Source organism: Vibrio sp. 10N.261.46.E11 (genome assembly GCF_041472735.1).
Lineage (GTDB): Bacteria > Pseudomonadota > Gammaproteobacteria > Enterobacterales > Vibrionaceae > Vibrio.
The window spans coordinates 23,740-37,509 of the sequence record NZ_JBFRQW010000078.1 but is presented as its reverse complement, the minus strand read 5'-3'; the positions used below and the strand labels follow the sequence as shown (position 1 = coordinate 37,509).

Genomic DNA, 13,770 nt, shown 5'->3' with positions numbered 1-13,770 from the left:
CGCGATGAACCTTAAAAAAGGGCTTCCATTAGGAAACCCTTTTTTAATGTTAATCTATGTGAAGCAATTCAACTCAATAAAAGTCAGTTAGACCGGCAAAGCAGCAATGGTGCCGTTAACTTCTTTAAAAATAGTGAGCTTTTGTTTATCTGAAACTTCAGGGAGAAGCACCTTGCCTTGGTCGAAGCGAAACTCTCCGATACCCTCAATAGCAAACTGGCCTTTGAACAGGACTTTAACGAAACGCGCCACCTGATGTGGACGGTAAGTAGAAAAATTTCTTAACATAATACAACCTCAATTCCATTTGAGTACTACAGTCACGCGCCTGAATGCCACCGTATTCAAAACACATAAAATCGCTAATTCCTTTAGCAAACAGCAAGATAATCTATTGTTCATCTCGATATTGATGCATTATACCTTTTGGTAACAAGCCTGCAACTTATTTCTACGCCGTACGATAAAGAGTTAAAGAGTTAAAGAGGCATTTTTCAAAATTCATATTATACTTCCAGTGCAAACCAATAAGCGGAACAAAAATATAATGAAAAACAAAACTCTACTGGCTTTTTTAGCCGCAGCCTCTCCATTTTTCGCCAATGCTCACAACTTATCTGTAGGTGAAACTCTGCCTGCTGTCGATGTTAGCAACTATGGTGAAATCGTTCTAAACGACGGCAATACCGGATATCAAGCTTGGGCAACCAGCAATCTCCTAGGTAAAGTTCGCGTCGTTCAAGCTATCGCTGGCCGTAGCAGCTCAAAAGAGCTCAACGCACCACTAATGGCAGCAATTACAGCATCGAAATTCTCAGAAGACAGCTACCAAACCACCACCATCATCAACCAAGATGATGCGATTTGGGGAACTGGATCTTTTGTTAAATCGTCAGCAGAAAGTAGCAAAGAAGAATTTCCATGGTCTTCTATGGTGCTAGATGAAGACGGAATCGTAGCGTCATCATGGGCTTTAAAAGAAGAGAGCTCAGCGATTATCGTTCAAGACAAGCAAGGTAAAATATTGTTTATTAAAGAAGGGGCATTAAACGACTCAGAAGTTACTCAAGTTATTGAGTTGATTAAAGCGAGCCTTTAATAAGATATTCGCGTCTTTTTCGAGACCTGACCAAAGGATATTGTTATATTATAACAGTATCCTTTTTTAATTCTGTGGTTAAGCATCCTGATGTGGAAAAACACACCTAATAATGTGAAACGTAAAACAGGCTTCTTGCTTGGGCTGATGCTCATGTTGAGCGTGTTGGCAGCGACACATATTGTGGATATCGACCCACATCATCACTCTTCACATCATTGTGAGCTGTTTTCGATAAATCAGTTCATAACGGCGCATTCACTTCCACAGATCCCAGAGTTCCATTCGGAATTTACTGTCGCTATCACAGAGTCAGTCATTTCGTTACAGCGCCTGTATTTAGCTTATTTAGCACGTTCACCTCCTGTAAAGATTTCTTAATTACCACTACTTTTTAATTAACCTTTATTCAGGAAAAAAACATGAAACCTACTATTCTAGCCGTTGTTATCGGTATGACTGTCTCTACTAATGTTCTAGCTAACGAAGAATTCCGCTCTCACGAAGCACACGTGCACGGTAAAGTTGAGGTGAACATCGCTCAAGATGGGCAAGAACTACTTGTTGAAGTAACAGCTCCCGGCGCTGATGTGGTTGGCTTTGAACATGCTCCAGAAACTGCTGAGCAAAAGAAAGTATTTGAACAAGCGATTGCGCAATTAAACAAGCCAGATGAGCTATTTGGTTTCAAAAATGCAAGCTGTACTCTGAAGTTCAAGTCGGTGACGAACACCTTGGAAGGCGATCATGATGACCATGAAGGCCATGACCACGCTGAGCACGATCATGACGACCACAAAGGCCATGACCACGCTGAACACGACCATGATGACCACAAAGGCCATGACCACGCTGAACACGATCATGACGACCACAAAGGCCATGACCATGCAGAACACGATCATGACGACCACAAAGGCCATGATCACGCAGAACACGACCATGATGACCACAAAGGCCATGACCATGCAGAACACGATCATGATGACCATGAAGGCCACGACCATTCAGAAGGTGGGCACGGCGAATTCACTGTCGAGTACCATTACCAATGTTCAGATATTGCGAAGCTAGATACCGTGAGCACTCAATGGTTCTCTAAGTTCAGCAACACAAAATCAATGACGGTAAACCTTCTAACTGACAGCGCTCAAATTCAAGAAGTGCTTAACGCAGATCGTATTAGTTTTCGATTCTAATCCGTATTAGATTGAATTAAACGTAGATACGCAGCCAAGTAAGTAGTCACTTACTTGGTTGTGCAAATCGGTGTGTTCTGGGAATTTATTTTTCTAATAGCTGTCCAGTAAATACACCGCTTTAATCATTGGAGCTAATATGTCTTTTGACAGTTCATCACTTGTGGTCAAACTCGAAAATATCAGCTTTCGTTGGAAGCCTGAATTACCCCCAACGCTAGAGATCCCCTCACTGCATATCCAAGCCCAAGAGCACCTTTTCATCAAAGGGCCTAGTGGTTGTGGGAAATCAACATTGTTAGGGTTACTGACCGGAATCAACCAAGCTGAACAAGGCGAAGTATCTATCCTTGGCCAAGACCTCACACAGCTAACACCTCGTCAGAGGGACAAGTTCAGAGCCGATCATATTGGCTATATATTCCAACAATTTAATCTGCTTCCTTATTTGTCAGTGATCGACAATGTGACGCTTCCTTGCCAGTTTTCAAAGATTCGCAAGCAGCAAGTTGCTGAAAGTCAGAACAGCCTGCAAGCAACCGCTCAAGAATTATTACTACGATTAAAGCTACCTCAAGCTCTAATGGACAAGCCTGTTACCGAATTGAGCATTGGTCAACAACAACGTGTTGCTGCCGCTCGTGCTTTGATCGGCCAACCGAAAATCATTATTGCCGACGAGCCAACCTCGGCTCTGGATCATGACAACCGAGAAGCCTTCATCGAATTGTTACTAGAGCAAGCAAATCAAGCCGGGTCTACTCTGATATTTGTCAGTCACGATCCAACATTAGAAAAACTGTTCACTCGAACCATAGATTTAAAAACCGTTAACCAAGCTAAGGTTGTCGTATGAAAGTAATTACTCACTTAGCCCTAAAAAGCGTACTCAACCGTAAAGCCACCGCTATTCTGACGATTCTCACCGTGGCAGTGTCAGTGATTCTATTACTCGGTGTTGAACGTGTAAGAACCGAAGCAAAAAGCAGTTTTGCCAATACGATTTCAGGAACAGACCTTATTGTTGGTGGCCGCTCTGGTCAGGTAAACCTACTGCTTTATTCGGTATTTAGGATTGGTAATGCAACCAACAATATCGACTGGAAAAGCTATCAAGAATTTAGCCAGCATAATGCTGTAAAGTGGGCGATACCCATCTCATTGGGAGATTCACATAAAGGCTTCCGTGTTATGGGTACAAACCATAGTTACTTCGAGAAGTATCGCTATGGAAGTAAGCAACCACTTACTTTTCAACAAGGCAAAGAGTTCAATCAGCTATTTGATGTCGTGATTGGTGCCGATGTCGCGAAGAAGTTAGATTACAAGATTGGCGATCACATCATTCTGGCGCACGGTATCAGTGATGTCGCCTTCAGTCGTCACGATAATCTGCCCTTCAAGATTGTAGGAATACTTGCACCAACAGGAACGCCGGTAGACAAGACCGTGCATGTTTCGTTAGAGGCTATTGAAGCGATTCATGTTGGCTGGGAGTCAGGTGCTAACCTAGGACACACACCGGATGCCGAAACCTTAAAGACTTTTGATTTCCAACCGAAGCAGATTACCGCAATGATGCTCGGGCTGAATTCGAAGATCCAAACCTTCGCACTGCAAAGAGAAATCAATAACTACCGTCAAGAACCGTTGAGCGCCATTATGCCGGGCATTGCCCTTCACGAATTGTGGGGAATGATGGCTGTAGCAGAACAAGCATTGTTAATTGTTTCAGGATTTGTTGTTGTCGCCGGTTTATTGGGCATGCTCAGTAGCCTACTCACTAGTTTACAAGAAAGGCGTCGCGAGATGGCCATCCTGCGTGCAATGGGCGCAAGACCTCGCCATGTGTTTGGTTTACTGATCAGTGAAGCAAGTGCCCTAACCTTCCTCGGTATCACATTGGGTGTTGCCGTGTTGTTTGCGCTAATCGCAGTAGTTGCTCCTATTGTGCAACAAAGTTATGGTATCAACATATCGATATCCGCAATCACACCTCATGAGTGGAAACTGCTTATGTTGGTGCAAGTTGCCGGAATCATTATTGGCTTTATTCCCGCTTTCAGAGCTTACCGTCAGTCATTGTCTGATGGCATGACTATTCGAATCTAAAATAGGAACCTATGATGCAACGCAAATTCCTACTGATACTTGGGTTACTTATGTTCCCATTTATCAGCACAGCTCACGCTGAAACCACTCAGACTGACGAATCGGTATTAACACTCGATTGGATTGACTTGATTCCAGAGTCAGAGCGAGCACAACTCGACTCATTTGGCATGCCGATGGTTAACCACGACAGTATGGACAAACCTCAACAATCGACACTTGGCGCTGTTCGCCCAGAGCTGAATGGCAGCACAGTCAAGATTCCTGGCTTTGTGATTCCATTGGAAGGCGATGAGAACATGATCACTGAGTTTCTGTTAGTACCGTACTTTGGCGCATGTATCCACGTACCGCCACCGCCGCCGAACCAAATCATCTACGTGAAGTTCCCTAAAGGTGCACCAATACAGCAGCTATGGGATGTGATTTATTTAGTAGGTACACTAAAAACCGAGTCAATAAGCCACGACTTAGCTCAAACCGGTTATCTTATTGAAGGTACTGCGATTGAAGAATATGACGACATGTAGTCATTAGAAGGGTGGCTCAAGGATGAGCTGCCGTCACTGAACGAGTGAGATCATTCAATAACAGTTTAATAACGATGATTTTATTCTAAATTATGCGATGTAATTAGATAAGTACGCTAGAACAGCGACATAAGTAGCGAGTAATAACCCTATACTAAGCTGTTTCTTCAGCTTGTTATCATTGACTTGATTCATAACTCCTCCTTGAGAATTACAACAAATTTAACATTTTATTATCATTAGCAAAAGTAAAATTTTGTTGAAACCTTCAACTCTGCACGCAAAATCTAGCCACCAATAAGATAAAGAGTTACATTTTAGATAGTTAAGTCGTTTCCTTAGGGTACTCTTATGTCAGAAACCAAACAGCCAGTGATCATTGAGCATGCTAGCGATACACAGCAAAAGCATGAGAAAAAGCCTCATATTGCCGACAGTGCAAGCAGAATGCGGCACATCGCACAAAGCTTCGGCCTCGATTCCTTAATTAGTCATAGTGCAAAGCCAAACGATAAAGCTGAGAGTACCCTTATCGAACGGGCACTATTGCGAGAGAAAAAACGTAGAGAGCTTCGCCAAAAGAACCTAGAACAGATTCTAAAGTTGGCGCACTCTTCATGTAAGGATGAAGCGGCGGGCGACCCGGATCAGGACTGGCTATACCGTTTCTTCGATATGGCACAAGAGATCCACAATACATCGATGCAGAGGCTATGGGCTCAAGTACTGAAACGAGAAGTCACCAACCCAGGCTCGACGTCGATGAAAGCGCTGCAGATCTTAAAAGACATGACACCAAAAGAAGCGCTCACCCTGCAAAGAGCAGCTTCATTAGGCTGCAGTTTTGGTAGTGATAACAGCAGAAAGCTATTACTTGGATTTAAATCCCATGCTGGACTGTTCAGCTTTGGTAAAAGAGACACCACCAACACCATCAACCTTGGTGGACACAACCTTCCCTACTCTAGCTTGCTCCATTTGATTGAACTCGGGATTATTCTCGGCACAGAGTTGGAATCAGGGGAAATTGATTTCGATCCAGCTCTGCACCTAACCTATCAAGGTAAAGGTATGTCACTAGCACCGTTATCAAAAGGGGTGAAGCTGGTGTACTACCGATTCAGCCCAACAGGCAACGAACTGTGTACCTTGCTTGGCAACAAACCCAACATGCAGTATTACGACCAATTGATTGCGCTATTGAGCCAAAAATTCACGGTGCAGACAGAAGTGAAAAGCAGTGTGAACTACACCATCTAGAGGATAGGTTTCTTGTCTCGGTAAACCAAGGTTGCTCTATTTATCCGTTGGCAATAAACAGATAAATAACTGAGCAGCCTTAGTCATACCAGCGATCTCAATTGGATAAAATATTACGCTTCTCTAAAGCATCAATACACAATTCGACCAGTTCATCGAGTGTCTTTTCGCCCGCAGGAAGATCTATCTCAGGATGCTTAGGCGCTTCGTACACTGAACTAATACCAGTAAAGTTCGGGATTTCTCCAGCGCGTGCTTTTTTATACAGACCTTTCGGGTCTCGCTGCTCACACACCTCAAGTGGTGTGTTTACAAATACCTCAAGAAACTCACCTTCCGGCAATAAGTCTCGCACCAACTGTCTTTCAGCTTGATGTGGGGAAATAAACGCTGACAAGACGATCAAGCCCGCATCCGCCATCAATTTAGCGAGTTCACCAATACGACGGATATTCTCTCTACGGTCTTGCTCAGAAAAGCCAAGGTCACTACATAATCCATGACGGACATTGTCGCCATCCAATAAGTAAGTATGGTAACCAAGCTGTGCCAAGCGATTTTCTAATGCGCCAGCGACTGTCGATTTACCAGAACCAGACAACCCCGTGAACCAGAGCACAGCTGGCTTTTGTGATTTCAGATCCGCGCGAAATGTTTTATCAATCGAGTGTTGATGCCACACAACATTCTCATCTTTTGGTTTGAGTACTGCGGTCATAATTAGTCCTTTAAATAAACAGCATTAAAATGGGAAAAAATAAGGAATTAGGGTCAATACCAAACCCGAATAAACAATCGAGATTGGAATACCAATACGCAGGTAATCCGTAAGATGGTAATTACCTACGCTATAAACTAGTAAGTTGGTTTGGTAGCCGTATGGAGAGATGAAACTAGCACTGGCACCAAATAGTACCGCCATGATAAACGGCATGGGATCGACGCCATAGCCTACCGCCATGCTGTAACCAATAGGAAATGAGAGTGCTGCAGCCGCATTATTGGTAACAAGCTCAGTCAGAACCAAAGTCATAAAGTAAGTCGCAACTAACGCGCCGAACACTCCCCAACCATTAAAGGCCTCCATGAACATCAACCCCATGCGCTCAGATAGTCCTGATGAAATCATCAGTTGAGCAATAGACAGCGCAGAGCCCACGATCACCACAATATCAACCGGAAAACGGCGACGAAGTTCACCAAGTTGTACCACGCCAAATGCCACCAGCAATAGTAAGAAACCAGCTAAGCCTTTGATAATAGGTACTACATCAACAAGAGCGAGGCCAATTACGCTAGCAAAGCCGAGCAACACAAACGTCGATTTATCGGTATCAAGCTTGGCACTCGAATCTAAGTCATTCATCAACACAAACTCTTTATTGTGTTGTTGGCGCTGTTCTTCAAAGCGTTTACCGGGAACCAAAATCAAGGTATCACCAGCGGTCAATGTGATATTCCCTAACCCACCTTCAAGGCGTTCATGACCACGACGAATAGCAACCACAACTGCATCGAAACGGTCTCTAAACTGGCTGGTTTTCAGTGTTTTGTTACAAAAGCTTGCCGATGAACTCACCACAACTTCAACGAAGCTCTGACCGTTAAGATGATGCTGACCAAACAGAGTCAGTCCTTGGATTTCTTGCAGTGTCGCCACGCTCTCGACATCACCACAAAACAGCAATCGGTCACGAGCTTGAAGAATAAAATCAGGGTCAATCGAAGCCGTGGTTTTACCGTCGCGAATCACTTCCGCTAAGAACAGTTTTCTCAATGCTCGGAGGTTATTTTCACTTACGCTGCGGCCGACTAACGGTGAGCCGGGCTCAACTCTCGCTTCTAGAAAGTAAGGCAGATCATCTTGGGAACCATCATCGTAGCTTGGTAAGAAGTAACTCAGAGGGATAAGGATCAACACACCGCCGACTAAAACAGCTAAACCGATCAAAGTGGGTGTAAAAAAGTTTAAGCTTGGCAGTCCGGCATCTTCAACAAAGCTATTGATGATCAAGTTGGTTGAGGTACCGATCAATGTCAGTGTTCCACCAAGAATAGCAGCGTATGACAAAGGAATAAGTAACTTAGATGGCGCATGCTGTTGATTACGTTTGATCGCTCCGATCAAAGAGACAACTACTGCCGTATTATTAGTAAAAGAAGAAAGTAACGCTGTGGAAATACCTAACTTCGCAACCACAGTACCTAGCCTACCTTCAGAGATATTGCGGCTAACCCAGCTGATTAAGCGAGTTTTCTCCAACGCACTTGATGCGAGGATCAGAAGAATTAAAGTCAGTAATGAGGAGTTAGTGAAATTATTGGCTAAGCTCGACAAGTCGATCATACCAGCCATAAAAGCAATAAACGCCGCACCAGCAAAAATAAAGCTTGGCTTAATACGGGTAACGAGCAGGCAAGTAATAATGCCGAGCAAAATCGCTAATACAAATCCTTGTTGCCACATATACCCGTCCTTTATGGCGGAAACGATCGGTTTCCGCCTGATTCAATAAGCTGTTACTTAGTCGTTTATGACTTCAGTAGTTGGCTTAAATCTTTGGCATCCCAATGAGGGAAATGCTTGCGAACCAATGCGTTGAACTCAAGTTCAAATGCAGAGAAGTTACCCACTTGCTGTTCAACAGAGTCCAAACGGTCTCGAATCAAACCTGCGCCAACCGTCACGTTAGTTAGACGGTCGATAACGATGAAGCCACCGGTATCGGCACTCTCACGGTATTTATCCAGCGCGACAGTCTCGTTCAGTGACCATTCACACAAACCAATGCCATTAAGTGGCAACTCATCAACAGCGTGAGTCGACAGGTTGTTGATGTCATACTGGTGACGAACGGTTTCAACTTGACCGACAGTTTTCTTGCCTGCGATCTTGATGTCGTAAGCTTTACCCGGTTGCAGTGGTTGTTCTGTCATCCACACGATGTCAGCCAATACATGGTTAGTAGATTCAATTTGCGCGTTTTCCAGCACAATCAAATCACCACGGCTGATGTCGATCTCATCTTCAAGGGTCAGCGTTACCGCCAAGCCCGCTTGTGCAGATTCCAAATCACCATCAAAGGTCACGATACGTGCAACCTTAGACGTTTTGCCTGACGGCAGTGCTTTGATTTCGTCACCTACACTGACACGGCCAGAGGCCACTGTGCCTGCAAAGCCACGGAAATCTAAGTTCGGACGATTCACATACTGCACAGGGAAACGGAATTCACCCGCAGAGCGTTTTTGGTCAATGTCTACGTTCTCTAACACTTCTAATAGAGACGGACCTTCGAACCATGCAAGCTCTTTGCTTGGCGCAGCAACGTTAATGCCTTCAAGTGCCGAAACTGGCAAAATTTGAATGTTAGTTTCGCCCTCTAGGTTTTCAGCAAACTCTAGGTACTGATCGCGAATCTCCTCAAAACGATCTTGCGAGTACTCGACGAGATCCATTTTGTTGACTGCAACGATGAAATGCTTCAAACCAAGCAAGTTAGAAATAAACGAGTGACGACGCGTTTGATCCAGTACACCCTTACGAGCATCAATCAAGATCACAGCCAGATCACACGTTGAAGCGCCTGTTGCCATATTACGCGTGTACTGCTCATGCCCAGGGGTATCAGCAATAATGAATTTACGCTTTTGAGTCGAGAAGTAGCGATAAGCCACATCGATCGTAATCCCTTGCTCACGCTCAGCCTGCAAGCCATCAACAAGCAATGCCAAGTCAGGTTTCTCACCTGTGGTACCCACTCGTTGGCTATCCGAGTGAACCGCTGCTAGCTGATCTTCATAAATCTGTTTTGTATCATGGAGTAAGCGACCGATTAGCGTACTTTTACCGTCATCTACCGAGCCACAAGTTAAAAATCTAAGCATAGATTTATGCTGATGCTGACTTAGATAACCTTCAATCCCTAGTTCAGCCAATTCGGCTTCTACTGCACTATTCATTTTTCTTTCCTTAGATTCTTAGAAATAACCTTGGCGCTTTTTCAGCTCCATAGAGCCCGACTGATCATGGTCAATCGCTCGACCTTGACGCTCACTGGACGTCGCCACCAGCATCTCTTCAATAATGCCTGTTAGCGTATTCGCCTCAGATTCAACGGCTCCGGTTAGTGGGTAACATCCCAAAGTACGGAAGCGAACGCTTTTCTCTTCAATCACTTCACCTTCTTGCAGTTCCATACGGTCATCATCAACCATGATCAGCATGCCATCACGCTCAACCACAGGACGTTTATCAGATAGGTAAAGCGGAACAATATCGATGCTCTCTAGGTAGATGTATTGCCAGATATCAAGCTCAGTCCAGTTAGATAGTGGGAAGACACGAATGCTTTCGCCCTTATTAACCTGACCGTTGTAGGTGTGCCAAAGCTCTGGACGCTGGTTTTTTGGATCCCATGTATGGTTCTTATCGCGGAAAGAATAAACACGCTCTTTTGCTCGAGATTTTTCTTCATCACGACGCGCACCACCAAAAGCGGCATCGAACCCGTACTTGTTTAACGCCTGCTTAAGGCCTTGAGTTTTCATGATGTCAGTGTGCTTAGAAGAGCCATGTACGAATGGGCTACACCCCATCTCAATACCTTCTGGGTTCTTATGTACTAAAAGGTCAAAGCCGTACTTTTTAGCCGTACGATCACGAAACTCAATCATCTCGCGAAATTTCCAATCCGTATCCACGTGCAATAGTGGGAATGGAATCTTGCCTGGATAAAACGCTTTGCGAGCTAAATGAAGCATCACAGAAGAATCTTTACCGATGGAATACATCATCACTGGGTTATCAAACTCAGCAGCAACTTCACGGATAATATGAATACTTTCCGCTTCAAGCTGTTTTAGGTGGGTTAAACGTTCTTGGTCCATTTCAGTGCTTCCTTTAAGGCTCGTAGTACGAGCAATTCATTACTTGGTCGTGCCAAGCAAGGGATTTAACTCATCCACTTGAGTGAATGGGAGTATTGGCACTAGAAGAAAACAGAAGCTTCGTTTTGAGCTATCCTTGCTATTCATCTGCCTGATACGTCCTTGATATAGGCATTATGACGAGCCTCTCATATTACTGGAAATTCTAAAATTTCATTTTTTATTCGAAAAGCTGATAAGGGATGAGATTCATCGATAAATAGGTGAAATGAATGGGCTAATATTATCGATATCAGTTGCGCATCGATTGAGCAACTTTGGGAGGCGCCTTGCAGAACACTATAAAGTAATCGATCTAAGTCACGAATTAACATTCGTTGTAATCATTGTTTCATTCCATTTTGTTACATTACGCAACGAATTTTCTACTAATCCACTTTGGAGCTCCAAAATGAAAGTTGCAATGAAACCTTTGTCATTGGCTGTACTTGCTGGTCTTGGTCTGACTTTAGCAGGCTGCACAACAACACCAGATACCGATGAAGTGATTAAATTACGTGTCGTAGAAACGACGGATATCCATACCAACCTAATGGATTACGACTACTACAAAGACAAGCCGTCGAAAAAAATCGGCTTAGCACGTACTGCAACTCTAGTAAAAGAAGCTCAAAGCGAAGTAACCAACAGCGTATTGGTTGATAACGGTGACTTGCTGCAAGGTAGCCCAATGGGTGACTACATGGCAGACAAAGGCATCGAGGCTGGCGAAGTTCACCCTGCATATAAAGCAATGAACCAACTAAGCTACGACGCTGCAAACCTAGGTAACCACGAATTCAACTACGGTCTTGAGTTCCTAGAAGAATCTATTAACGACGCTGATTTCCCGTACATCAGTGCTAATGTTTACGACGCAGAAACCAAAGAACACTACTTCACGCCTTACATCATCAAGACGCACACCTTTGAAGATACTGCTGGCGTAGAACATGAAGTAAAAGTGGGTTACATCGGTTTTGTTCCACCGCAAATCATGACGTGGGATAAGAAGAACCTTGAAGGCAAAGTGATCGCTCGCGATATCATTGAGACAGCTAACGAGTTAGTGCCTCAAATGAAAGCGGAAGGCGCAGAAGTTATCGTTGCTATCCCTCACTCAGGCGTATCAACTGACCCGTACAAAAATGGCGAAGAGAACTCAACGTTCTACCTATCTGAAGTAGATGGCATTGATGCAATCGCATTTGGTCACTCTCACGCAGTATTCCCAGGAAAAGGTTTTGATGACATTCAAGGCATCAACAACGAAACGGGCACAATGAACGGCGTTGCGGCAGTAATGCCAGGCCGCTGGGGTAGCCACGTTGGTGTTATGGATCTAACACTTGCACAAAAAGACGGTAAGTGGGAAGTCGTTAAAGGCCAATCAGAAGCACGCCCAATCTACGACAAGGTAGAAAAGAAATCTCTTGCTGCTGCTGATGAAGGCATCGTTTCTGCACTAGAAAAAGACCACGCAGGTACTCGTGAGTTTGTTAACCAACCGATTGGTAAAGCAGACGATGTGATGTACAGCTTCTTGTCTCTAGTACAAGACGATCCAACTGTTCAAATCGTGAACCTTGCGCAAAAAGATTACGTTGAGCAGTTCATCCAAGGTGATCCAGACTTAGATGGCACACCTGTACTTTCAGCAGCAGCACCATTCAAAGCAGGCGGCCGTAAGAATGACCCAGCGAACTTCACTGAAGTTGAATCTGGTCAACTGACATTCCGTAACGCGGCTGACTTATACCTTTACCCGAACACGCTAGTTGCAATGAAGGTAACAGGCCACGAAGTAAAAGAGTGGCTTGAGTGTTCTGCTGGTCAATTCCAACAAATAGATGTTAATTCGACCGCACCACAGCAGTTGGTTGAATGGGACGGCTTCCGCACTTACAACTTTGATGTCATCGATGGCGTTGAGTACCAAATCGATGTTACACAACCTGCAAAATACGATGGTAACTGTAAAGTTATTAATGAAGGCTCTGAGCGTATCGTAGGTCTAACTTACCAAGGTAAGCCAATCGACGTGAAGCAAGACTTCCTGATCGCAACCAACAACTACCGAGCATACAGCAATAAGTTCCCAGGTACGGGTGAAGACTTCATCGCATTTGATGCACCAGATGAGAACCGTACTGTTCTAGCGAACTACATCTCTCGAGTGAGCAAAGAGCAAGGTCAAGTGAGCCCAACGGCTGATAACAACTGGTCATTTGCGCCAATCAAAACGGATAAAAAGCTAGATATCCGCTTTGAAACATCTCCAAGCGACAAAGCGGCAGAGTTCATCAAAGAAAAGGGTCAATACCCGATGAAACGTGTTGCGACTGACGATGTTGGTTTTGCTGTTTACCAGATTGACCTAACTAAATAGATTACCCTGTAATCCATAGTTAACGTTCAAAAAGGCTGAGTTTAACGATTCAGCCTTTTTCTTTTGTTATTTATAAACCAAATCCACAGCCCTACTTTTCTCACCGTAAACGCCCGCTAATTCAATACCCAAAAAGCGCGACTCAAACCGCCAATAAAATCAATCACATATAAAAAAGCAGCAATCGCCTGTAAGTTTTTCTCCGCTCCTCCTGTCTATTTAATTTACTACACTCAATGAATGGTCATTAAG

Annotated in this window: 13 protein-coding genes; 8 read left to right on the top strand and 5 right to left on the bottom strand. The window is 44.1% G+C overall.

What is annotated here, in order from left to right; translation table 11 throughout:
• Positions 1-87 precede the first annotated feature (87 nt).
• The gene (locus AB4407_RS20055) at positions 88-288 is read right to left on the bottom strand and encodes a DUF1107 family protein (protein ID WP_086048665.1); all 201 of its coding nucleotides are present in this window, start codon (positions 286-288) and stop codon (positions 88-90) included.
• Positions 289-547: 259 nt separating this feature from the next.
• Between AB4407_RS20055 and AB4407_RS20050 the strand changes: the two genes are divergently transcribed.
• The 7 genes from AB4407_RS20050 (at position 548) to AB4407_RS20020 (ending at position 6,200) form a co-directional block, all read left to right on the top strand.
• Positions 548-1,099, top strand: coding sequence for a YtfJ family protein (locus tag AB4407_RS20050; RefSeq protein ID WP_372121747.1), 552 nt, complete (start codon positions 548-550; stop codon positions 1,097-1,099).
• 90 nt (positions 1,100-1,189) lie between these two features.
• Positions 1,190-1,480, top strand: coding sequence for a DUF2607 family protein (locus AB4407_RS20045; protein ID WP_372121746.1), 291 nt, complete (start codon positions 1,190-1,192; stop codon positions 1,478-1,480).
• Positions 1,481-1,521: 41 nt separating this feature from the next.
• Positions 1,522-2,298, top strand: a complete 777-nt coding sequence (locus AB4407_RS20040; protein WP_372121745.1) for a DUF2796 domain-containing protein — start codon at positions 1,522-1,524, stop codon at positions 2,296-2,298.
• Between the two features lie 139 nt (positions 2,299-2,437).
• Entirely contained in the window at positions 2,438-3,154 is a 717-nt protein-coding gene (locus AB4407_RS20035; RefSeq protein ID WP_017103585.1) for an ABC transporter ATP-binding protein, read from the top strand.
• Positions 3,151-4,410, top strand: coding sequence for an ABC transporter permease (locus AB4407_RS20030; protein ID WP_372121744.1), 1,260 nt, complete (start codon positions 3,151-3,153; stop codon positions 4,408-4,410). The genes AB4407_RS20035 and AB4407_RS20030 overlap by 4 nt, the downstream gene beginning before the upstream one ends.
• 14 nt (positions 4,411-4,424) lie before the next feature.
• Positions 4,425-4,940, top strand: coding sequence for a DUF3299 domain-containing protein (locus AB4407_RS20025; protein WP_004735277.1), 516 nt, complete (start codon positions 4,425-4,427; stop codon positions 4,938-4,940).
• A 351-nt stretch (positions 4,941-5,291) separates the two neighbouring features.
• On the top strand, positions 5,292-6,200 hold the full coding sequence (locus tag AB4407_RS20020) for a TIGR03899 family protein (RefSeq protein WP_372121743.1): 909 nt from the start codon (positions 5,292-5,294) through the stop codon (positions 6,198-6,200).
• A gap of 97 nt (positions 6,201-6,297) precedes the next feature.
• On the opposite strand, the gene cysC is transcribed toward AB4407_RS20020, so the two are convergent.
• The 4 genes from cysC to cysD form a co-directional block, all read right to left on the bottom strand.
• Entirely contained in the window at positions 6,298-6,918 is a 621-nt protein-coding gene (gene cysC, locus AB4407_RS20015; protein WP_135382118.1) for an adenylyl-sulfate kinase, read from the bottom strand.
• Positions 6,919-6,942: 24 nt separating this feature from the next.
• The gene (locus AB4407_RS20010) at positions 6,943-8,667 is read right to left on the bottom strand and encodes an SLC13 family permease (protein ID WP_372121742.1); all 1,725 of its coding nucleotides are present in this window, start codon (positions 8,665-8,667) and stop codon (positions 6,943-6,945) included.
• 65 nt (positions 8,668-8,732) lie between these two features.
• Complete coding sequence (cysN, locus tag AB4407_RS20005; RefSeq protein ID WP_017063719.1) at positions 8,733-10,163, bottom strand: sulfate adenylyltransferase subunit CysN; 1,431 nt, start codon at positions 10,161-10,163, stop codon at positions 8,733-8,735.
• An 18-nt stretch (positions 10,164-10,181) separates the two neighbouring features.
• Entirely contained in the window at positions 10,182-11,126 is a 945-nt protein-coding gene (gene cysD, locus AB4407_RS20000; RefSeq protein WP_372121748.1) for a sulfate adenylyltransferase subunit CysD, read from the bottom strand.
• A 415-nt stretch (positions 11,127-11,541) separates the two neighbouring features.
• On the opposite strand from cysD, the gene AB4407_RS19995 reads away from it, so the two are divergent.
• Positions 11,542-13,518: a bifunctional 2',3'-cyclic-nucleotide 2'-phosphodiesterase/3'-nucleotidase gene (locus AB4407_RS19995; protein WP_017096578.1), complete on the top strand. Its 1,977-nt coding sequence runs from the start codon at positions 11,542-11,544 to the stop codon at positions 13,516-13,518.
• The last annotated feature ends 252 nt before the right edge of the window (positions 13,519-13,770 follow it).